Origin of the sequence: Bradyrhizobium sp. SYSU BS000235, assembly GCF_049747295.1 — a bacterium.
GTDB lineage: Bacteria > Pseudomonadota > Alphaproteobacteria > Rhizobiales > Xanthobacteraceae > Afipia.
Genome location: NZ_JBMHJM010000001.1, coordinates 4,516,385 through 4,538,240 on the forward strand (window position 1 = coordinate 4,516,385; position 21,856 = coordinate 4,538,240).

Genomic DNA, 21,856 nt, shown 5'->3' on the forward strand with positions numbered 1-21,856 from the left:
CACCCTTGTTTCCAGCTTGAATCGGAGGGACGACGATGTCCACACCCACACGCCATCAACTTTCACGACGCGGTTTTTGCCTGTGCTGTCTTGGTGCCACGGCTGCTGTGGCCGGCGGCTGGCTCACGCCACGGGAAGTTTTCGCTCAGGCGAGCGGCATCGTCGACATGATCCGTGGTGAGGCCGCGAAAGCGAAGATCACAGTCCACAAGTTGCGCGGAAACGTCAGCGTGCTGGAAGGCTCCGGCGGCAACATCGCAGTGCTGACGGGCTCAGATGGCAAACTCCTTGTCGATGCCGGAATCACGGCCTCGAAGCCGCGCATCGTTGAAGCACTGGATAGTCTCGATGCCAAACCGATCAAGCGCCTGATCAATACGCACTGGCACTTCGATCATTGCGACGGCAACGAGTGGCTCCATGCCGCGGGGGCAACCATTCTCGCCCACGACAATACACTGAGGCATCTGGCTTCGACGCAGCGCGTCGAAGACTGGAATTTTAATTTTCCGCCGGCCCCGGCGGGCGCGCTGCCAACCGAGCTCACCGCCACTGACAAAACGCTTCACCATAACGGGGCGACGATTTCCCTCAAAGTCCATCAGCCTGCTCATACCGACGGCGACATCTCCGTATACTTCACCGAAGCCGATGTCCTGCATACCGGCGACATCTGGTGGAATGGGATCTACCCCTTCATCGATTATTCCACCGGCGGCAGTATTGACGGCACAATCCGCGAGGCTGACGCAATCATCGCGATGACCACCGACAAGACCATCATCGTGCCGGGCCATGGCCCGATCGGTAACCGCGCGCAGCTTGTGGAATTCAGGGACATGCTGGCTGCCATCCGCGGCAACGTTGCCGCGCTCAAGGCCAAGGGACTTTCATTGGACGATATTGTCAAAGCCAAGCCGACGGCCGCATTCGACGCGAAGTGGGGGCAATTCGTCGTCAATGGGGCGTTCTTCACCCGGATTGCATACGAAGGGGTTTGATCGCCAAAGCGATAGCCCCGCGCTGCGCTGATCCAGGCATCGCAGGCGTGCTCAAGGTCTCATGAGGAACGGCCATGGAAGCAGTATTGACTACGCAGAGTTCTGCGAAAGACGCATCGGGCCGTTTCACCGAAATTGTCGGTAATATGCCGGCCAGCTATTTCGGCATCGTGCTGGGGCTGGCCGGTCTTGGAAGTGCATGGCGCGCGGCCTCACGCGCCTGGCAACTTCCAGGCGTTGTCGCGGAATGGATCTATGCTTTCGCCGGCGTCGTCTGGGCGCTGCTCGTCATTCTGTACATGCTCAAGGCGGTCCTCGCGCCGACGAAGTTGGTGGAGGAAGCTGCCCATCCCGTTCAATGCTGTTTCATTGGATTGGCGGGCGTCGCGACCATGCTGATCGCTGGTGGTCTCGTTCCTCATTTTCGCTTGAGTGCTGAAATTGTGTTTGCGGTCGGCTTTGCCTTCACGCTTATCTTTGCCGTGTGGCGCACGGGCGGGCTTTGGCAGGGCGAACGCGACCACGCTGCTACGACAGCTGTCCTTTATTTGCCGACCGTTGCCGGAAGCTTCGTTTCGGCGATCGTCGTTTCCGCGCTCGGCTATCCGGATTGGGGGCAGCTAGCCTTCGGCGCCGGCATCTTCTCGTGGCTTGCGGTGGAATCCGTGTTGCTGCATCGGTTGCTGACAGGTCCGACGAAAGCAGCGCCGTTGCGTCCTACACTGGGGATCCAACTTGCACCTGCGCCAGTTGGAGCCGTCGCCTATATCGCTATCGGCGGCGGCGTGCCGGACATCTTCGTCCACGCGCTCATCGGCTACGGCATCCTTCAGCTCTTGGTCATGGCGCGGCTTTCTCACTGGATCGCGCAAGCAGGTGCAGTCCCGGGACTATGGGCGTTCAGCTTCGGAGCGACGGCGATCGCCACGGCGCCCGCACGACTTATCGCGCTGGGTGATCACGGCGCAATTGCCGTCCTGGGACCGCTGCTCTTCGTGATGGCCAATGTCGTTATCGTCTGCCTGACCGTCATGACGCTCTTCCTGCTGTTATCGGGAAAAATGTTCTCGTCTCCGCGGAAATAGATGCGTGAAGAAATGCGCATCGCAGAAAGCCTGAGTTAATTGAAACGCAAACGTTGGATATGCCAACATGTTGACTGAAACCAATATCCCTGTCGAAACCACGAGTACCAACCGCAGTCTGTCACGCAGAAACTTTATCGCAGCCTCGACCGGTCTTGCGGGAAGTCTCGTCGCAGGACAGGCGGCTGCCGACTCCGTTGCTGATGTCCCGCCCCGTGAGCCCGGGGCCGATCTCGGCGGAACCAGCGAGCGATCGAAATACGTCAAGCTCGCGCGCATTCCTGAATCCACCCCGGGCAAGCGGAATGTCGATCCGGGCGACGCGATCAACTCGAAGACGCCGCTCGACAAGCTGTTTGGCGCCATTACGCCGTCGGATCTGCACTACGAGCGGAGTCATTCGGGCGCGCCCGATATCGATCCGGCCAAACATCGTCTGCTCGTGCACGGCATGGTGAAGAAGCCGCTGGTCTTCAATGTCGAGGACCTCAAGGCGATGCCATCGATCTCGCGCACGCTCTTCATCGAATGCACCGGCAACGGCTGGGAAAACTGGAAGAAGGCCGACGAGAACGTCACCGTCCAGAATACGCACGGTCTCGTCAGCACCAACGAATGGACCGGTATTCCGCTCAAATTCCTGATCGACCTGGTTGGAAAGGACCGCAATTCGAACTGGATGCTCGCCGAAGGTGGTGATGCGGCCGCAGTCGCGCGCAGCATTCCGCTCACCGATGAAATCTTGAACGAGGCGTTTGTGGCCTTCGGGCAAAACGGGGAGCCGCTGCGCCCGGCACACGGCTTTCCGATGCGCTTGGTGATGCCGGGCTTCGAAGGCAATCTCAACATCAAGTGGCTCCGCCGTCTGGAATTCGGCGACAGGCCCTGGATGACGCGCTGGGAAACGGCGCGCTACACCCAGCTTCAAGCCAACGGCAAGGCCATCCAATTTCAGCTTCGGATGGATACAAACTCCGTGATCACGACGCCGTCCGGGACGATGGTCATCAAGCCGGGGTACAATCGCATCACCGGGCTGGCCTGGAGTGGCCATGGCAAGATCACCAAGGTGGAGATCTCCACTGACGGCGCGAAAACCTGGAAGACCACACAACTTAATCTTCCGGCACTGCCCAAGGCGCAGACCAGATTCCAGATGGACTGGGTGTGGGACGGCAAGCCGACCAAGATCGTCAGCCGCTCGACCGACGACAAGGGCAACGTCCAACCGGACCGCAAGTCCTTCATCGCCAAAGTGGGGACCAACGCGCTGTTTCACTACAACGCGCAGCAGACCTGGAGCATCGACGAGACCGGGAGGGTTCGCAATGTCCTCGATTAACAAAGCATTGTTGGCCGGAGCAATGGCCCTGGCTTTTATCTCTCCGGTTCTCGCCTATGATTTCGGCCGTCCCGCGACGCCAGACGAGATCAAGCTATGGGATATCGATGTCAGGCCCGACGGCAAGGGACTGCCGCCGGGTAGCGGGACCGTGGCGCAGGGCAAGCAGCTCTTCGCCGACAACTGCGCGGTCTGCCACGGCGATAACGGTGTCGGCGGTATCAAGGATCGCCTGGCTGGCGGGCAGGGAACGCTGGCGTCGAACGCACCAGTGAAGACCGTCGGCAGCTACTGGCCTTACGCCACGACGTTGTACGACTACATCCACCGGGCGATGCCGTATCAGGCCCCCGGATCGCTGAGCAATGACGATTACTACTCCCTTGCTGCCTACATCCTGAGCTTAAACGGCCTTCTGCCCGACGACGGCAAGCTCGATCGGGAGAGCCTGCCGAAAATCAAAATGCCGAACCGCGACGGCTTCGTGCCGGACCCGAACTTCGATCCGGCCAAACTGTTCAGGAAGAAGTGAGATGAAAATCGCAAAAGCCCTCATTGTCGCGTTAGTCGCGCTTACTGTATTAGGAGAGCATGCCATGTCTGCAGATGGATTGATCACGACACGCAGCAGCTTCGGACCGGAAGAGACCATGAAGCGGTTCGAGGCTGAGGTGAAGGCCAAGGGCATGACGGTCTTTGCCCACATCGATCACGCCGCCGGCGCGACCGCCGTCGACATGAAGCTGCGGCCGACCGACCTTTTGATCTTCGGTGCCGCCAAGGGCGGGACGCCCTTGATGCAATCGGTCCAGACCATCGGCATTGATCTGCCGCTCAAGGCGCTGGTCTGGCAGGACGAGGCCGGCACGACGTTCTTGTCCTATAACGATCCGGCTTATCTCACCCATCGGCATGGTCTGGGCGACTCCGCCAAGCCTATCGTCGAAGCGATGTCGAACGGACTGAAGGCGATTGCAGCCAAGGCGACGACTCCGTAATCGGTCCGGGCCGAAACCGGACAGAACACACCAACAGGTGCGAAGCGCACATTCAGCGGCGCTCGCACCTGAACGATCAAATGAAACAATTCTCGTAACCGTCGCTGGAATACTCACCATTCCCGCTTATCTTTGTGCAACACATTCAGTGTATTGGCACGCGGATGAGAGGAGACCAGCATGGCGACGACCCGAGGCTTTACCGGCCGTCCGCGGGCGACGGATCTGAGCAGCCGCATTCCACCGGGACAGCATCTCGAAAAGGACTTCCCGGTATTGAGCGCGGGCCCCACGCCACGCATCCGCATCGCCGACTGGACGTTTACCCTGAAGGTCGGACCGCGGCCGGTGAAGCGCTGGAGTTGGACCGAATTCAACGCGCTGCCGATCACGCAGATCACCCGCGACATCCATTGCGTCACCACCTGGACCAAGCTCGATACCGTGTGGGAGGGGGTGTTGGTGGACGACATCCTGAAAGCCGCCGGCATCGAGGCGCCGACGCCTTACGTGCTGGCGCATTCGTTCGACGGTTATTCCACCAACGTGCCGATGCAGGATCTTGCCGGCAAGGCGATGGTGGCGCTGCGCTTTGACGGCGAGCCGCTGGACAGCGATCATGGCGGCCCGGCCCGGCTGTTGGTGCCGCATCTTTATTTCTGGAAATCGGCCAAATGGCTCAACGGTCTGCAGTTCACCGAGCGTGACGAAGCAGGTTTCTGGGAGCTTCGCGGCTATCACATGTATGGTGACCCCTGGCGCGAGCAGCGCTACTCGGGAGATTGAATTCACGCATGTCCGAAGGTCCCGTGCGCTGGCAGACCGCCACCGTCATCGATATCGTCGTGCGCACGCCGCGCATCAAAAGTTTCTTCCTGTCGCTGGAGCACCCGTTTGAATTTCAGGCGGGGCAGCATGTCGATATCCGGCTCACCGCGCCCGACGGCTATCAGGCGATGCGCAGCTACTCCATCGCCTCCGCACCGGAGCATGGCACCAGTATCGAGCTCGCTGTCGAACGGCTGGACGATGGCGAGGTTTCGATGTTCATGCACGATGTCATCGTGCCGGGCGATGACATCGAGGTGAGGGGCCCTCTCGGCGGACACTTTATATGGTCGGTCACCGATGGCGGCCCGTTATTGCTATTGGGCGGCGGATCGGGTGTCGTGCCGCTGGTGTCCATGGTGCGTCACCTGAAGGCAGCGGATCTCGCAGGCTCGACCGTGCCGGTGCTTCTGCTGTTGTCGGCGCGCACCTGGGACGAAGCGCTGTTCCGCGACGAGCTGCAGGACTTCAACAAAGAGATGAACGGTTTCACTTTTGTGTTGAATCTCACCCGTGAAGCCAGTGTTCGCGGGCAGGATTTCGGACGGCGCATCGATGAGGCGATGGTGGCCGATGTGGTGAAACGTTTGCCCGGTCCGCCCGTTCATGTGTTTGTCTGCGGGTCGAATGCGTTCGTGAACGCGGCCGCGGATGGCGCGCTGGCGGCGGGCATCCCCGCGGATCTGATCAAGACCGAGCGCTACGGCGGCTGAAGACGGTTGGAATGGGAGCAACGATAGAATGACAGAACAACCTGCTCCGACAGTCGATGAAGCGCCGCTGCCGTCGCCGGCCCGGGCCACGCTTGCCGTCACCATCGGCAATATGCTCGAGTTCTATGATTTCATCACCTACAGCTTTTTCGCGATCCAGATCGGCCGCACGTTTTTCCCGACGCAGGGCGAGTTCGGCAGCCTGATGCTGTCGCTGGCGACCTTCGGCGCCGGCTTCATCACCCGGCCGATCGGCGCGCTGGTGCTCGGCACCTATTCGGATCGCGTCGGCCGCAAGCCCGCGATGGTGCTGAGCTTCACCATGATGGGATGCGCCATCATTCTGCTGGCGCTGACGCCGTCCTATGAGAGCATCGGCATTGCGGCACCCATCCTCGCCATCATCGCGCGCATGGTGCAGGGCTTCTCGCTCGGCGGTGAAGTAGGGCCGACGACGGCTTACCTTTTGGAAACAGCAAAGCCCGAGAGGCGAGGGCTGGCGGTGTCATGGCAGCCGGCGAGCCAGCAGATTGCGGCGACGATTGGTGCGCTGGTGGGCACGATCCTGTCGGAAACCATGAGCAGTGCCGCGCTCGATGCTTACGGCTGGCGCATCGCGTTCCTGCTTGGCGCGGTTTGTTTGCCGTTTGGCTTATGGATGCGGAAGGGACTGCCGGAATCGCTGCATCTGCCGGAGACCGGGTCGATCTCGCCAGAGGCGGCGCGCAAGCCGGCTGGCGGAGTGCGCAAGCATCTCCGTCTCCTGATCCTCGGCCTGCTCGTGCTCGCCAGCGGCACGATCATCACTTACGTCACGCAATACATGACGACTTATGCGGAGAACACGCTGCATGTACGGCCGGGGCTCGCGTTCGGCACCACGGTGGTCAGCAATGCACTTGGCCTCGCTGGTGTGCTTTACGGCGGCTGGCTTGCGGACCGCTATGGACGTTGGCCGATCATGGTGTGGCCGCAGCTTGCGGCACTTGTACTCACCTATCCGGTGTTCCTCTGGATCGTGAACACGCACAGTGCATGGGCGCTGCTCGGCGGCTTCGGCGTGTTGTCGCTGATCGGTAGCATTCCCTACAGCGCGTTCTATGTGGCGCTGGCGGAAGGATTGCCGAAGCATATTCGCGGCGGCGCCTTCGCCGTGATCTATGCCGTTGCCATCGCCGCCTTCGGCGGCACCGCGCAACTGGTGGTGACGTGGCTCATTCACGTTACCGGCAATGCGCTCGCACCTGCGTGGTATCTGCTTTTTGCCACTGCCGTCGGCCTCGTTGCCATGGCGCTGATGCGTGAAACGGCGCCAGGACAATCCGCGCCGTCTGTTTGATTGCTGCCGGCAAGCGGCGAACGATTTCCTGAAATTTCCCAATCGGATGCCAGCCGGTTTTCCGGTTGGATCGCGTTTCGCAACCAAAAGTTGGGCGGCGCCGCTCCCGGCCGAGCGGCGATTCACTATCATGCATAACCTTATTGATTGTCATTGACAGGTTACGACTTGGTTTGATAACCATCTAATTGCCATTAAAGAGGTTATGTAATCCAGGCATAGACCTCGGGCGTTTTGCCCAGTCATCTCGATCGCCGTGGAGCGGCGACATGTTTCAAGGAGAGCCCACATGCGTGCCATCGTTCTCGAGAAGTTCGGCGGCCTCGACAGCCTGGTTTACAAGGACATCCCCAAGCCGGAGCCGAAGGCTGGCTACGTGGTGATCCAGATCAAGGCATTCGGGCTCAATCACGCCGAGTTGCACATGCGCCGCGGAGAGTGGGCGGAAGCCGCCGAAGTGAGCGGCATTGAATGCGTGGGTATTGTCGACTCTTGTCCCGGCGGTGAGTTTCCTCTCGGTGCGAAAGTGGCGGCGCTGATGGGCGGCCTTGGACGCACGATCAACGGCAGCTACGCGGAGTATACGCGCGCGCCTGTCTCGAACGTTGCGCTGATCGAATCCAACTTGCCGTGGGCTGATCTCGCCGCCCTCCCGGAGACATACGCGACTGCGTGGACCTGCCTGTTTCGCAACCTGGATCTCCAGAGGGGGCAAACGCTCTTAATCCGCGGTGCGACGTCGTCATTCGGGCAGGCTGCAGTGAATCTGGCCGTGAACGCAGGCGCGCATGTCATTGCAACGACACGAAATCCCGACCGGTTTGGCATGCTCGAGGCACTGGGAGCGCGCCGTGCCGAGCGCGAGAGTGCCGATTTGGTGAAGCGCCTTCCCGAGGCCAAGCAACTCGATGCGGTGCTCGATCTGGTCGGCAACAGCACGATCATGAGTTCGCTCGATATGCTCAAGCGCGGCGGCAAGGCGTGTCTGGCCGGCTGGCTCGGCGGTCTCGCGCCGATCCCTGATTTCAACCCGCTGCTACAGATGGCGAGCGGCGTGTACCTGACATTCTTCGGCAGCTTCGTGTTCGGCACGCCGGGCTTTCCAGTCTCCGACGTTCCGCTCGGTGATATCGCGCGTCAGGTCGAGCAGGGCCGCTTCAAGGCCAAACCTTCACGCGTGTTCGATTTCGAGGACATCCGCGAGGCCCATCGCGTCATGGAGGCGAATGAGGCCGCCGGCAAAATGGTGGTCGTGCATCGCTAATCGGTCACGCAGAGACGAGCCCTTGTCATGTATTTCGATGTGGTCACATGGGGTTATTACGTCGCAGTCCTGATCCGCTTGCGGATCAGCGCGGTGGTCCTGGGGGCGGCACGCCGCTGCAACCGATGCTTGCGCGAAACTGGTTCCCAAGCTCACGCCATCGTGATCTCGAGGCGCGGGTGGATGGAGCCTTGTATCCATGCATCGGATTAAAGTGTTCGAGGCCGGGCGTTGGAGACGAGGAAAGTACTCATCACCAAAAACCGTATGAATAGATTTAGATGAGGCTGTGACCAACTAAGCTCCGATTACGAGGACTAACTTTGTAACCCAAGGAGTACTAGTGATGGTGAAGCCACTAGATGGACAAGTCTTGGACTTGGTTGATTTGGAAAGAGAGATTGAAGCGCAGGTTCACAATTTTTTACCGGTACGTGAGCCGCGTTCTTTGAATGTCGTGTCTGCCAAGAGCGGAATGCCGGGACGGGCAATGCCGGATTATGTGGAGCATTGCGATGGAGCCACGGAAATCGGCAAATTGTCGGCGGAGGCCGTGGTCCGCGAATACGAAGCCGCGGCGAAAGAAATCGAAGGAATGGGCGCCGAGCTGATCGAACGCGTCAAGCAATGCGAGACGATGACCAAGAACGCGTTTGCAGCGACTGAGGAGATGAAGGAAACGGCAGCGAAATACCGCGAGGAGGCAAAGCGCATCTTCATGGAGATCGAAAACTGCACGCGGATGACGGAAGAGGTCCGCAAGACCTGCACCGATCTGAAGGAAAAGATCGCACAGCCAACGCCAGCTCCCGCTTGAGCTGTGGTTGCCGTTTAAGCTGCCGTTATCAAGTGCTTACGCTGCGGTCTTGATCCGTTCGCGGATTTGCGCAGCGTCCTTGGCAGGCGGCAGGCCGAAGAAGCGGGCGTATTCCCGGGTGAACTGCGACGCGCTTTCGTAGCCGACGTCATAGGCGACGGATGACGCATTCATCGCTTGGGAAATCAGCAGCTGGCGCGCCTGCAGCAGGCGGATGCGTTTCTGAAACTGGATCGGGCTCATCGCGGTCACCGCCTTGAAATGACGGTGAAAGGCGGAGGCGCTCATCGAGGTCATTCGCGCAAGCTGTTCGACTTCCACGGTTTTCGCGTAATGCGTCCTGATCCAGTGGATCGCCGCGCGTATCTGTGACAGCGCGCTGTCCGGCGCTGCGATGTCGTGCAGCATCCAGCCCTGTGGTCCCTGCAACACGCGATAGAGGACCTCGCGCTCATAGGCCGGCGCCAGCGCGGCAATGTCTGCCGGTCGCGTCGTCAGCCGCAGCAGTCTGAGCCAGGCATCGAGCAGTTCAGGCGTGACGGTGCATACCGAATAGCCGCTGCGCCGGCTTGCCGTACCGGGCTGCGCCGGAACGTCCATCTACAGATCTGCGACGCGGGCAGGGTCGAGGGTGAGAGCCACAAGCCCGGTGCCGACGAGACCTGTGCGGGAAATCCAAGATGCAGGTGGCAAGGCGGTTACGCTGGCGCTCGACGTCGGCAACACGTCGTGCTTTCCAGGCTTTGTGGCAGAGGTTACGCGGGTGCTGCGTGACAAGTTCGAGCGGCCATCCTTCGATTATCTCGTCAACAACGCCAGATGATCGCGTCGCTGCTCTCGGACGACAATGCGTGGGTCAATGCGCAGACCATCGAGGTTGGCGGTGGTTACATGATTTGAGGGCTGCATGATCTGATGATCACGGTGGCGCTTTCGCCGTCACCTCGATCAGTTGCAATGGCGCAGCGGCGATGGTATCGATTCACGATGCAATCGCTCGCCGCTCACCATCTGATACGTCGCTCCCGCTAGTTTGCCGGGGCAGCACGGGTGTGCGGGAGGGTCTTATACCCCCTTAATTGGCAGCAGATGGCTGTTCGCGGGTCGGTTCGAGTCCGTCGCCCCGGACCATTGTCGGTCGCAGTTTATGCATAATTGATCGACATACGATTGATCGGTCGGCTTGAGTCGTCCAGCGGCCGCGAGAATGTGCTGTGTGATCCGCAGAGTGAAGATGAGGCGTTTTCCTGAGGCCAACCCCAGGGCGAGCAGCTCGGGTATGCCGACTTTGTTATTTCAAAGCGTGAATTACGAGCCGGCGGTACCGAAGACACGCAATCCTTTTCAGACTCGACCAGCGACAGGATGGTCAAATTGCCCGCTTCAGCGCTCATCAACCGCATCGCACCGGCCTTCTTGCATTGGGGAAGGCTACCGGCCCGGCATCACAAGCTTCAACGCTTCAGCTTCATCATCCTGGGAATAGAGATATCGATCTTGCTGGTGATAGTCGCGGCGGGCTCCTTCATCGTCCCGGAAGCCTTCAGCCCGGTCGTCGGCATATCCTCTTTATTGGCTTGCGCGTGGGTGTTGTTACTGGTGGCCTTCGCCATCCGGCGCGCTACGGCGGTCTGGCCGATCGCGTTGCTGCAAATGACAGTCATCCTTGTGATTGTGGGGCCGGCCATCTATCTGGTCGATCATCTCGCGCTGCGATGCTTTTACGTGATCATGACAGCCCTTACGCTCGCCAATGGGCTGGCCAAGCTCGCAGCAAGCAGCGATCGGTTCAGGACGGGCCGCGCCTGAAAATGACAGCCGCATTACAGGGCCGGATGAACGTCGCCATTCCGGAGCGCACGAGGGCACATAAGGAGCGCCTCGTCAGGCCAGGGCTTTGAAAATGGCGAGACAAGCACTGGCCGTTATGCCAATCTGCGCGCTGTATTTATTGATTTTCTCTCAAGGGCGTCGTTGCGTCACGTCAGGCGCTCGGTGAGATTTCCAAAACAGCGCTTCGTGAATGACCGCCCCTTCCAATCAAACTCCCGATAAAATTTCCAACAAGGGTCCCAACAAAACGCCCATGACCTTTCGCGTGGGCGTCACCGGGACGCGGGCTATTGCCTCGGATGCCGAAGCTTCCGTTCGCGTCGAGGTCTCGCGCATTCTTCAGCTTGTCAGCCGCGAGTTGGGGAGGCTTGCCGAAACACCTGCGTGCAAGGCCATCTATGCGGAGATGCCGGGCACGGGCCGCCTCCCATTGTTGCGGCTGGTGTCGCCTTTGGCGGCCGGCAGCGACCGGCTCGTTGCAGAGGAGGCGCTGAAGGCTGGCTACATGCTCCACGCTCCGCTTCCTTTCGCGCAGGCCGAGTACGAGCAGGACTTCCCTGAATCGGTCGACGGATTTCGCGCGCTGCTGGCGAAGGCGGATGTGCTCGAGCTCGACGGCACACGTGAGTTTGCGAACGAGAGCTACCGGGAAGTCGGGCGGTTCGTCGTGCGTAATTGCGATCTGCTGATTGCCGTATGGGATGGCGCGAGCGAAAGAGGGCCCGGCGGGACCGCAGAGATTGTCCGCTTCGCGACGAACGTGAAGGTGCCGGTCTGGTGGATCGATGCCTCCGGAAAATCAGCGCCACTGTTTGCAGACGATCCGCGAAAGTTACGTTTCGGTGGCGAGCGTGGTGCGGGCGACACGAGCCGTGATGAACTCGTCAGATACCTCGAGCGGGCCGTTACGCCTCCGAAGGTCGCTACTGTGGAACATGCCGGGGCCTTTGGGCGGCTGGCGCGGCGCTTGTCTCTTGCTCTGCGGGGCGAAAAAACGCCCTTGGATGATTATCTCGACGAAACCAGCCTGAAGACGAGAGGAATCTGGCGAGCCTATGCGATGGCCATGAAGGCGCTCATTCCAAAGTCGGCACCCGCCCGGCCAATGGAATCGCCGTACTTCACCCCATCCAACGAAAACCAGTGGTGGTTTGGATACTTCCAGCCTGCGGACCAACTTTCTGAGGCTTATGGCAACCGGTATCGTTCGTCTTACGTGTTGATTGCGGGCCTTGCCTTCATCGCTGTCGCGTCTCCGCCAATCGGCAGCCTTCTTCCGCATCACTTCGAAATCTTCGTGGGCGCGATAGAGGCTGTGACACTGGCGGCCATCGCCGCTCTCGTGATGACAAACTATTTCTATCGCTGGCATGAGCGATGGATTTCCTACCGGTTGCTGGCAGAGCTGTTCCGCAAACAGGCTATGTTGTGGACGATCGGAAGATCCCTGCCTGCGCAAGAGGTCCTGCGGTCCGCGCTGACCTCGGAAGAGCATGAGGACGCGCAATCGTCGGGATTGCCGCGCGACGCCTGGATTGCGTGGTACTTCGCAGCCGTCACGCGTTCCGCGCCGGCGCTTACCGGCAGCCTCGACGTCAAAAAGGATAAGGCGGCCGCGAGCGCCAAGGCTCTGATCAAAGAACAGATTCAGTATCATCGCTGGCGGGCGGGCAGCACCAGGGCTGCGGCATCGAGCATCGAGCGGGCGGGCGAGATGTTCTTTTTCATCACCGCCGCGGCCGGGCTAGTCAAAATGGTGCTCTTGTTCATGGGGCGCACCGGCACGCCCATCGAATGGCTGACGACATTCGGGGCTTGTCTCTCCGCTTTGTCGGGATCGTTTGTCGGTCTGAGGGCCTATTCGGAATTGCCTCTGCTGCAGCAGCAATCATCCATGATGATCAAGACTCTCAAGAACGCCGAGGCCGAACTGGAGGCCGTCGAAGTCCAGGGCCCTGCTACGTCATGGGAGTTGGGGCATTCCATGAATGCGCTGGCGCTTTCGATGATGCAGGACGTCACCGGATGGATGCAGCTCTTCCGCATCAAATCGATCGAGGCCGCGTAGTTCGATGCGCCGGGGTTGGGGCCGTCTGCTGGTGGAGAGGCCGCTCATCCGCAGGCTTACTGGCGGCAATGGTCCGGGTGAATTATCCGGGAAGGTGCGCCACCTGCGCCGTTTTCTATGGCCCTTCCTGATTGCCGCGGTGGTCTATCTTCTCGCCGCTGCTGGCGTCGATCTGCTGTATCCGGAATACGTGGCGGAGTTGCAATTCCGTCGGGCGGAGACTGGCCAAGCCGAGCAACGACCGCCCCAGGCTGATCAGCCGCTCATTCATCACGATACCCTGACTCAGATTCAGCTCCTGTTGTCCCGCGAGGTGGCGGCGGAGGTCATCAAGAAGGACAAGCTGGGGGATATTCCTGAGTTTGATCCGGTTTTGCTGCGCTCTCCGACGGGATTGCTCTGGTTTCGCCTGCGATTTGGGATCGACGCGTTCAGTGTGACGCCTTTGGCCCGGGTTTTCCTTGAGTATTACGATCGCCTGGATGTCACACAAATTCCGAACTCGGATGTCCTGAAAATCGATTTCCGGGCCGGCGATCGAGAGTTCGCGGCAAAAGTTCTTCGCTCGATCGTTGAGGCTTACCTTGGAAAGTATCGGGAAAACCTTGGCTTCACGCCGGCGCCTATTCCTGATCCGGTGACGCGCCGGACGTTCTTCGTGTCGAGAAGCCTGCCGTTGGCCAAGGTGTTGCTGATCTGTGCAGTCATCTTCGTTGCCGGGCAAATCATGAAATTGCCGGCCATCCGGAAAATCATGCGGCGCTATCGGGGCTGGGTTGTAGCCACCGGGGTATTGACTTGCATTCTGTTCGCGCTCGCCAAAATTAGCTTACCACCGAAATACGTGTCTGACGTCGCCATCGTACTTGACGGCAGCAAAGGCGTGTCGCTCAAGGGAGGCGAAGCTGGTCCTCTGAAAGAGAGGGATTATCAAGAACAAGTCCTCCTGATCGGATCACTGAAATTTGCCCGAACGATCATTGCAAAGGAGAAACTCGACGAGTTGCCGGAATTCGATCCTGCGCTGAGCGCGCATGATGTGCAGCCCCAGACAGAGAGCCGCAGCGAGCGTGTTCTACGAGCCTGGTACAAACGCCTGCATGTTTCTTTCGTCGCTCATTCCAGAATTCTGGTCATCGAATTTTCCTCCGATGCTCCTGACCGTGCCGAGCGCATCGCGCGATCGATCGCGGAACTCTATCTTGCAATAAGAGCAGATACATACAAGCAGCAGCGCGCGAAAGCCGCTTTAGCGCTCCCTGACGACCATTTGTCAGATCAGATTGTCTCGCAAGCGTACGTGAGCGATCGGGACGTCTCTCTAGAATCAATCTTGATATTTATAGGGTCAATGGGGCTCTCCATTGTCGTCATAGGGAGTGTCGCTGCGCTCTTTCTGTTGGTTAGGGCAGTCATTCGGCTGGTCAGGGCGAGTCTGTCGCGAAATCCGAAATTGGCTGGATACACTGGCGGCGAGTCTCTGGCATCCGCACGCAAGCAGTCGCTCAAGCCCAACCTTCAGGAAAAGACGGCGGTATCCTTTTTTGTAGTCGTTCCGTTCGTTACGGGCGAAGCCGTCAAGGTTGTCCTCCGCGCCAATGAAGCAGTGCTGGGCCTAGTGAATTTCGGTGTCCTTGTCTGCCTGTTGGTTGGATTCGGTATCTTGTCGCGTTATCGACGGCGTCGTCGGGAGCTTCAATCCTCGCTAAACCAGCAAGCAATAAGCCTCACAACTCAGGGAGAGGACTATATTCTCTATCTGAGGTCGTTCTTTACAGCGGGGAAGCTGTTGGTCCGCAACCGGATGCCGCGCTTGCTCGATCGCTTGCTGGTGGGGCCTTATTGGGATGTCGAATTCGCATTGTCGTTTGCATTTGAATCCACGATGCCGCTTGTCGCCATCGGAACGAAAGGCGACAGCATCGGAGCGGCAAAGATCACGTCCAGCGACCGGGATTGGCAGGCCACATTCGGCCAGATTTCCTCCACGGCGAAGATCATCATCATCGTTCCGACGATTTCACCCGGAACGCTGTACGAGATATCCACGCTCGCCAATGATCCTGTCTTGCTGCGCAAGACGATCTGGCTAATGCCGCCGACATATTTGCAACTGAGCTGGGTGCTCAAGGCGCTCCTCGGAATCTCTCATGGTCAACGATGGCGAAAGGCACGGCGTGAACTGGCCCGCAACAACATTGAACTCCCGCCGTATCGGCGGAGCGGCGCGCTGGTTATTCTTGGGGCGGACAGGACGCCATGGAAGGAATTTAAGACCGACGATCTCTCCGAAGATCGCATTCGCCCCGTCGTGCAAACCCTGATCGAGGCGACGAAGGGGGCCTCGGATGATGAGTATAGAAGCACACTTCAAGCGCTGCAATTTCCCAAGCGCGACTGGACATATCACATCGCGGAATGGGGATTCCGCAGATGGCTGGATAAACGTCTTGCAGGCTTTTTATCGAAGACTGTCACCACGTTGTTCGTCGCACTTTTTATAAGGACATTTTTGTTTCAGCCGTTCAATATACCGAGCGGGTCCATGAAGCCGACGTTGCTTGTTGGAGACTATGTTCTCGTCTCGAAGCTTTCGTACGGATATACACATTACTCTATTCCTTTTTCGCCGAGGTTGTTTTCTGGACGCATCTTCGCAACGCCACCTGAGCGGGGCGATGTGGTGGTCTTCCGGTTGCCGAAGGATGACACCACAGACTACGTAAAAAGGGTTATTGGTCTGCCGGGCGACCGGATCCAGATGAAAGAGGGCGTCCTCCACATCAATGGTGTGCCCGTGAAGCAGGAGCGTATCGAAGATTTCGTTGGAGGCGAACCGTGCGGAGAGGAGCTCGGCGCAAATGTGCGCACCAAGCAGTGGAAGGAAACGTTACCGAATGGCGTCAGCTATCGCACCTTGGATTGCGTCCCAAACGGATTTTACGACAACACCAATCCCTACAGAGTGCCGCAGGGGCATTATTTTCTCATGGGCGACAACCGGGACAACTCCACCGACAGCCGGGTTTTGTCCGCTGTCGGCTACGTGCCCTTTGAGAATCTGATCGGCCGGGTGGAGGTTATCCACTACTCCAGATACCCTGGTTCTACCGATTTGTTCACTGGAGCGCGCTGGGATCGGATGCTCACAAGCCTCAGGCCACATCGATCCGACGCGTCGGATGACGGGCATGGTTCTTAGGAATTATTGGGAACAGCCTCGAATAGCCGCCCTTATTTACAGGAAGCACATTGAGGGCTGAAATTGTGATGCGGCTCTTCGTACGTACTCGCATGATGTCGCTGCCTCACCCTCACTTCAGCGTATCGTTGAGCACCCGCGCCAGCCGGGCGGCTGCAAGAGCGGCCTGAGCGCGGCTGATGTTGCGCGCGTTGGTCTCGTAGTCGCGCGTCAGCATCACGCTGTTCTTGCCGGGGCTGACCGGCGCAGCGTAGGCGTATTGCCGCGCCAGTTCGGCGCTTTCCTCGATCCAGGCTTGCGGATCGGACACCGCGGCCGAGATCTTGTTCACTCCAAAACTTGAGAGGCCGTCCTTGTCGTCGGCGTCGAACATCGCGCCAAAAGGCGACGCGTAGCTGCCGAACCTGCGATCCCAATAGGCATGCAACGCGATGGCTTCGCCCGTGGCGGGGATCACGCTCTCGGCATTGCCGCCGGTGTCGCCGCCGGGAAGCTGCTTGGTGAAGCGGCCGACCGCATGAAGTGGTTGATGCGCATCACCGACCAGATGCAGAAGCCAAACGAGATCATAGGAGCGCACGTCATCGGTCGCACCGGAGGAGGGCGGCAGCGTCGCGATCATGAGCTTGAGTTGTGTGACGATATCTACCGGATCGTTCGGCGGCAGCGGCACGCCGTCGGGCGTGAAGTTGATGTCCTTGAAGTGCCAGTAGGCGTGCTGGTTGCGGTCGGCATAGCCGATGTTCTGGCCGGCGGTGGCGCTGTTCGCATCATCGCGCTTGTAGTCGTAGTCCTTGCCCTTGATGTCGTCGGCCCAGGTAGCTGCGTGAATGAACGCGTAGAGTTTGGCCGTTTTTTCGTCCGGCGTGCCCGCGGTCCACTTCGCATAGTCGGGATTGAGTTTCAGCAGTGCGTCGACCTTGTCCTTCACCGGCGCGTGGAGATGCTTGTAGGCGACGTAGGCGATCTGCATATGGCCTTCGTCCCACCAGGCGAGCGCCGGGCTGAGCGGCACGGCGAGACAAGCAAGGAGCGCTGAGATAACGCGACGCATCGGCGAAACTCCCATGGCGTGGATGTGCCACGAGACTAGCGCCCGCAATTAAGAGGAATGTGACCGGCGGATGAGCCGTCACATTCCTCAATGCCGAAAAGGTGACGTGAGGTTCTTTATTCAGCCGCCAAATTCTGAATGCCTTGCACGCGCGTGACCGGCGGTGGATTCCATTTGCCTGTCAGGGCCTCTGACCTCGGCGCGTCCAAACGCAGCAGCAGGTTGAACGCGTTTTTCGGTGCGGGAAGCCAGTTGGCCTCTCGAATCCAAAATTTGCATCAGAGCGCGCGCTGCGCGATGAGGCAAATTTTGGATTTTCGGGACACTAGCGCGCCAATCGAGGCAAGATTGGCGCGCTGGGGAGCGTGATCGGGGAGGAGTCGATGACGCTCAGGTGTGGACCAAGCGGCCAGGGGATTTCAGATACTTCTTTGTGATCGCATCGGCGGCCCAATAGGCGAGGGCTCCGACAGTGCCCGTCGGGTTATGCGAGGGATTTTGCGGGAAGGCGCCCGCGCCCATGACAAATACGTTGGAGACATCCCAGCTTTGCAAATAGCGGTTTACGGCGCTTGTTGTTGGGTCGGCTCCCATCATGGTGCCGCCGGTGGTGTGCGTCGTCTGGTAGGGGACAATCGAATAGGGGCCCTTTCGATAATTGATTCCCATCTTGTCCGGGTTCATGTGCTTGGCGATGTCGGCAGCACGATCGGTGCAGTACTTCGACATATCCAAATCGTTTTTACTGAAGTCGAACGTCATCCGCAGCAGCGGATTGCCGAAGCCGTCCTTATAGTTCGGATCAAGGTCGAGATAGTTGCCTCGCTGGGCCGTGACGCTGCCGAAGGCGGCGATCACGAATGTGCGGTTGTACCAGTGGGCAACCGACTGCTTCCAGTTCTTGCCCCAGCGCGGCTCGCCGGGCGGCAGGTTGCGGAAGTCGATCGGTCTCTGGCCTTTACTCTCGACACAGAGGTAAGAGCCTCCGACGAAGCCCAGCGGCCCGTGATCGAAGTTGTCGTAGTTGAAATCGTCCATGATCATGGCGCACGCACCGGCTCCCATGAACGGATTAAAGATCTTGTCGTTGAAGTGCGCCGTCACACTGCTGGACATCTGGTAGGCGTAGTTGCGCCCGACGCCGCCTTTGCCGGTCTTCGGGTCGTAGATGCGGCCGATGCCCGACAGCATCATCAGGCGTGAATTATGCAGGACGAAGGCGCAGAGCAGCACCAGGTCGGCCGGTTGTTCGAACTCGCGACCTTGCGAATCGACATAGGTGACGCCCGTCGCCTTCTTGCGCGTGGAGTCGAGATTGACCTTGGTGACGTGAGAAAGGGTGCGCAGTTCGAACTTCGGATCTTTCAGCAAAAGCGGTAGCAGCGTCGATTGCGGGCTCGCCTTAGCTGACATTTCGCAACCGAAGCGTTCGCAGAACCCGCAGTAGACGCAGGAGCCCATGTCCACGCCTTCGGGATTGGTGTAGGGCTGCGTGACGTCGGACGATGGCTGGACATAGGGGTGGAATCCCATCTCCCGCGTGGCATCTTCGAACAGCTTCATCTGAAAGGAGCGTTTCATCGCCGGATTGGGATATTCGCGGGCGCGGGGGCCCTCGAATGGATTGCCGCCTTGCTGAATCACGCCTTTGATGTTTCCAGCTTTGCCGGCTGTGCCGCAAAGATATTCAAAACGGTCGTAATAAGGTTCGAGTTCGTCGTAAGTAACCGGCCAATCCTGAATCGTCATTCCTTCAGGAATGAATTTCTTGCCGTATCGTTCTTGATAGTGGCTGCGGATCTTGAATTCGCTCGGCGCGAACCGATAGTGCTGGCCATTCCAATGCACGCCGGCGCCGCCGACGCCGTTTCCGGGCAGGAACGAGCCCCAGCGCCGGATCGGAAGTGCGGTCTGGTCCACATTGTTGCGGAAGGTGAGGGTTTCGCGCGATGCGTCCTGCATCAGGTCGTGCCGAATAGCGAAGCGGAGTTCGTCATGAATCATCGGCGCGGAAAATTCCGGCGTCGTGTTGCGCATTCCGCCACGCTCGATCGCGACCACGTTGAGGCCTGCCTTCGTCAATTCCCTGGCCAGTACCGCACCGGTCCAGCCAAAACCAACAATGACCGCGTCGACGGATTTCAATTTCGTCGCCATCGGAAATGCTCCTTCGATTTGAGATCAGCTTAAGTCAGCGATGCTTTGCGGTTCTTCGGTGTAAGGCTTGTTGTAAGTCGTCTCGATGAGGTCGACGAAGTTGCCGGTCGCGCCGGAGTAGCCGATCATCTTCCACGCAGCCTTGTCGCGATTGCCGCCATAGGCAGGATCGCTGAAGAAGCCTTCCATCACGTTCTGATAGAGCAGGTCGAGAAAGAGCCCCGCAGGGAGCGGGCCGGAATCGACCTTATCCGTGCTAAGGCCGTTCAACACTTCATCGCGCTGATCTTCTGTGATCGATGCAAAGTCCTTGCCGTATGTCTTCGTGCAATACGCGTTGATCGCAGGTATCGCGGCACGATAAGCCTCCGCAGGCGGGAGGCGAACCTGCCACCCTTGCTGCGGAGTACCCGGATGCCACGGACCCTGCATAAACATCTTGCCGCCTTGCCCGAAACCGCCAGCCAATTGCTGGTCGATGAAATAGGCGACGCCCAGATCGACCCCGCCCGCGGTCAATTCATCCGCCGGAATCATATGATTGACGGCGGCCTCGACCCAGGCGGCCTCATCCGGGTTGAGAAAAGTGTAGGTGCGTTTCTGGGGTTGTGCGGATGTCGCTGTTTGTGCGGAGGGTGATGCTTGCGCAGCCTCCTTTTTGCCCATCGGCATCGCATGTTGTGCTGATGCTGGTTGTGGAGCGATCGACCCGCCAGTTACGCTGGCAACACCAAGGACACCGGCTCCGACAACGAATTCACGACGCTTGATCGTCATGGCCGAACTCACTTTTCATTTTGAGACGGACTTCCCGGATCCGAAGTTCGCTTCATCGCGACGCTCTGGTGCGAACTTTGGATCAGAGAGGCACCAATAACTTTATGATTCTAGTGTGGTTTTGATTCAGACGTTCGCTGTAAGGACGCGGGAAAGATAGAGCGAGCTTCTGAACCGCCACGCTAGTTTGCAAACGTTCTGGCGTCGCGGAAGTGAAATGCTCGCAAGGTGGAAATGAATGAGCTTCAACTTCGACGAAGCGAATAAAAGGCTCCGTATTGCGCGACAGTGAGATGACAGAGCAGTGACATGACAGAGCAGCGAGATGGCAAAACGATGACTGCTGCATTGCGAGCGTAACCATATTTCCCGCACGCGTGACCACGACGTAACACCGAGCCTGCACATTCTCTCCCGCACCTAGCCTTATGGGAGAAGACTGATGCAACAGGAGTACTCGTCTGAAACGTTGCTGAAGCCTGCAACGCTTTACTTCGCGTTCGATGGCAAAGAGACCGCCGCAGTAGGACATCGATATAGCACCGCGCGCAGGGACGTGTCGCGCGTAGCGCTGCATCTCGCTTACATCAATTCGGATAATACGGCGGTGACACCGAAGACAGAGCCGGACCGTAAGACGGTGTGGTCAAAGGTGTTGGATTTCATTCTCGAAGGCTTTTCCATAAGCGGCGTATCGCTGTGCCCCGTGGATGATTTTCTCGATGATGAACGTTGGTCGGAGACGAAGCATCGGCCACAGGAAAAGATCTCGCCAAATGGACAGCGCGTGATCGGGATGCTTCCCGCGCCGTCGCCGATGGTCGCTCCACGTTGGAATTGGTTGGCGTCGTCACGAGACGTTGCGACGGCGATCAGTGAGCATCTGCGCAAGGAGAGGGACATCAAACGAGCCGTCGATGCGCTCTCCGAACTCGATGACAAGACGTTGCATGACATCGGCATTCCGCATCGCTCGCGGATCGAATACGTTGTGAGGTACTGTCATGATTGCTGATGTGATCAGCGTCTCAGTCACGGGATTCGAAATGTGGCGGGGAGCCTGTGCGACCTCCGGAATATCGGAGGCGGCGTCCCAGGCTCTGTGCTCGTTCAAGTTACTCGTGCACGGCGCTGCGCCTGGCGTGGTGGTTCAGAAGTTCGCTCAATCTTTCCTGCAAATCCTTCCTGCAAGTCCTTCCAGCGAACTTCTGAACCCAAACCACACGAGTGCTGCGGATTTGAAATCTTTCCGCGTGAGGCATCGATGAAGAACTTCAGATCCAAAAGCGGCAGTCAAATTATAGGGTTGCCAGTGTCAGGTTGATTTCGAGGTTCGCATCCGAGCAAGCCGCCAGCCTGCGCGAACTTCGGAATGCGG

At 58.9% G+C, this 21,856-nt stretch carries 19 protein-coding genes and 1 pseudogene; 15 read left to right on the plus strand and 5 right to left on the minus strand.

What is annotated here, in order from left to right:
- Positions 1 to 35 precede the first annotated feature (35 nt).
- From ACP0KA_RS21115 to ACP0KA_RS21160, 10 genes are all read left to right on the plus strand, one after another.
- A complete protein-coding gene (locus ACP0KA_RS21115; RefSeq protein WP_424630676.1) occupies positions 36 to 1,001 on the plus strand; it encodes an MBL fold metallo-hydrolase in 966 nt (321 codons plus the stop codon).
- 146 nt (positions 1,002 to 1,147) lie between these two features.
- Positions 1,148 to 2,086 (plus strand): dicarboxylate transporter/tellurite-resistance protein TehA, encoded by a 939-nt coding sequence (gene tehA / locus ACP0KA_RS21120; RefSeq protein WP_424631680.1) that lies wholly within the window; start codon positions 1,148 to 1,150, stop codon positions 2,084 to 2,086.
- Positions 2,087 to 2,153: 67 nt separating this feature from the next.
- Positions 2,154 to 3,428, plus strand: a complete 1,275-nt coding sequence (gene soxC / locus ACP0KA_RS21125; RefSeq protein ID WP_424630677.1) for a sulfite dehydrogenase — start codon at positions 2,154 to 2,156, stop codon at positions 3,426 to 3,428.
- Positions 3,415 to 3,960, plus strand: a complete 546-nt coding sequence (locus ACP0KA_RS21130; protein ID WP_424630678.1) for a c-type cytochrome — start codon at positions 3,415 to 3,417, stop codon at positions 3,958 to 3,960. Before soxC ends, ACP0KA_RS21130 begins: the two co-directional genes overlap by 14 nt.
- 64 nt (positions 3,961 to 4,024) lie before the next feature.
- A complete protein-coding gene (locus ACP0KA_RS21135; protein WP_424630679.1) occupies positions 4,025 to 4,426 on the plus strand; it encodes a DUF302 domain-containing protein in 402 nt (133 codons plus the stop codon).
- Positions 4,427 to 4,606: 180 nt separating this feature from the next.
- Positions 4,607 to 5,212, plus strand: coding sequence for a sulfite oxidase-like oxidoreductase (locus ACP0KA_RS21140; RefSeq protein WP_424630680.1), 606 nt, complete (start codon positions 4,607 to 4,609; stop codon positions 5,210 to 5,212).
- 8 nt (positions 5,213 to 5,220) lie between these two features.
- Positions 5,221 to 5,967, plus strand: coding sequence for an FAD-binding oxidoreductase (locus ACP0KA_RS21145; RefSeq protein ID WP_424630681.1), 747 nt, complete (start codon positions 5,221 to 5,223; stop codon positions 5,965 to 5,967).
- A 28-nt stretch (positions 5,968 to 5,995) separates the two neighbouring features.
- Positions 5,996 to 7,306 (plus strand): MFS transporter, encoded by a 1,311-nt coding sequence (locus tag ACP0KA_RS21150; protein WP_424630682.1) that lies wholly within the window; start codon positions 5,996 to 5,998, stop codon positions 7,304 to 7,306.
- A 289-nt stretch (positions 7,307 to 7,595) separates the two neighbouring features.
- Positions 7,596 to 8,570, plus strand: coding sequence for a zinc-binding alcohol dehydrogenase family protein (locus ACP0KA_RS21155; RefSeq protein ID WP_424630683.1), 975 nt, complete (start codon positions 7,596 to 7,598; stop codon positions 8,568 to 8,570).
- A gap of 490 nt (positions 8,571 to 9,060) precedes the next feature.
- Positions 9,061 to 9,387 carry a hypothetical protein gene (locus ACP0KA_RS21160; RefSeq protein WP_424630684.1) on the plus strand — a complete coding sequence of 109 codons (327 nt, stop codon included), beginning with the start codon at positions 9,061 to 9,063 and terminating at the stop codon, positions 9,385 to 9,387.
- Between the two features lie 36 nt (positions 9,388 to 9,423).
- On the opposite strand, the pseudogene ACP0KA_RS21165 reads toward ACP0KA_RS21160, so the two are convergent.
- Positions 9,424 to 10,029 (minus strand): annotated as a pseudogene (locus ACP0KA_RS21165) (helix-turn-helix domain-containing protein); the annotation flags it as partial.
- On the opposite strand from ACP0KA_RS21165, the gene ACP0KA_RS21170 reads away from it, so the two are divergent.
- The 3 genes from ACP0KA_RS21170 to ACP0KA_RS21180 all read left to right on the plus strand — a co-directional run bounded on the left by ACP0KA_RS21170 (position 10,019) and on the right by ACP0KA_RS21180 (position 13,288).
- Positions 10,019 to 10,210: a hypothetical protein gene (locus ACP0KA_RS21170; protein WP_424631718.1), complete on the plus strand. Its 192-nt coding sequence runs from the start codon at positions 10,019 to 10,021 to the stop codon at positions 10,208 to 10,210. The pseudogene ACP0KA_RS21165 and the gene ACP0KA_RS21170 overlap by 11 nt on opposite strands.
- A gap of 542 nt (positions 10,211 to 10,752) precedes the next feature.
- Positions 10,753 to 11,196 carry a hypothetical protein gene (locus tag ACP0KA_RS21175; RefSeq protein ID WP_424630685.1) on the plus strand — a complete coding sequence of 148 codons (444 nt, stop codon included), beginning with the start codon at positions 10,753 to 10,755 and terminating at the stop codon, positions 11,194 to 11,196.
- A 277-nt stretch (positions 11,197 to 11,473) separates the two neighbouring features.
- Positions 11,474 to 13,288, plus strand: a complete 1,815-nt coding sequence (locus ACP0KA_RS21180) for a hypothetical protein (RefSeq protein ID WP_424630686.1) — start codon at positions 11,474 to 11,476, stop codon at positions 13,286 to 13,288.
- Between the two features lie 115 nt (positions 13,289 to 13,403).
- On the opposite strand, the gene ACP0KA_RS21185 is transcribed toward ACP0KA_RS21180, so the two are convergent.
- Positions 13,404 to 14,012, minus strand: a complete 609-nt coding sequence (locus ACP0KA_RS21185; RefSeq protein WP_424630687.1) for a hypothetical protein — start codon at positions 14,010 to 14,012, stop codon at positions 13,404 to 13,406.
- A 1,713-nt stretch (positions 14,013 to 15,725) separates the two neighbouring features.
- On the opposite strand from ACP0KA_RS21185, the gene lepB reads away from it, so the two are divergent.
- Positions 15,726 to 16,490: a signal peptidase I gene (lepB, locus tag ACP0KA_RS21190; protein WP_424631681.1), complete on the plus strand. Its 765-nt coding sequence runs from the start codon at positions 15,726 to 15,728 to the stop codon at positions 16,488 to 16,490.
- A gap of 112 nt (positions 16,491 to 16,602) precedes the next feature.
- Here lepB and ACP0KA_RS21195 read toward each other — a convergent pair whose 3' ends face one another.
- The 3 genes from ACP0KA_RS21195 to ACP0KA_RS21205 form a co-directional block, all read right to left on the minus strand.
- On the minus strand, positions 16,603 to 17,544 hold the full coding sequence (locus ACP0KA_RS21195; RefSeq protein ID WP_424630688.1) for a S1/P1 nuclease: 942 nt from the start codon (positions 17,542 to 17,544) through the stop codon (positions 16,603 to 16,605).
- A 390-nt stretch (positions 17,545 to 17,934) separates the two neighbouring features.
- Positions 17,935 to 19,701 (minus strand): GMC family oxidoreductase, encoded by a 1,767-nt coding sequence (locus ACP0KA_RS21200; protein WP_424630689.1) that lies wholly within the window; start codon positions 19,699 to 19,701, stop codon positions 17,935 to 17,937.
- Positions 19,702 to 19,725: 24 nt separating this feature from the next.
- Positions 19,726 to 20,478 carry a gluconate 2-dehydrogenase subunit 3 family protein gene (locus ACP0KA_RS21205; RefSeq protein WP_424630690.1) on the minus strand — a complete coding sequence of 251 codons (753 nt, stop codon included), beginning with the start codon at positions 20,476 to 20,478 and terminating at the stop codon, positions 19,726 to 19,728.
- 442 nt (positions 20,479 to 20,920) lie between these two features.
- Here ACP0KA_RS21205 and ACP0KA_RS21210 point away from each other — a divergent pair, with 442 nt between their 5' ends.
- Complete coding sequence (locus tag ACP0KA_RS21210) at positions 20,921 to 21,493, plus strand: DUF1127 domain-containing protein (RefSeq protein WP_424630691.1); 573 nt, start codon at positions 20,921 to 20,923, stop codon at positions 21,491 to 21,493.
- Positions 21,494 to 21,856 lie beyond the last annotated feature (363 nt).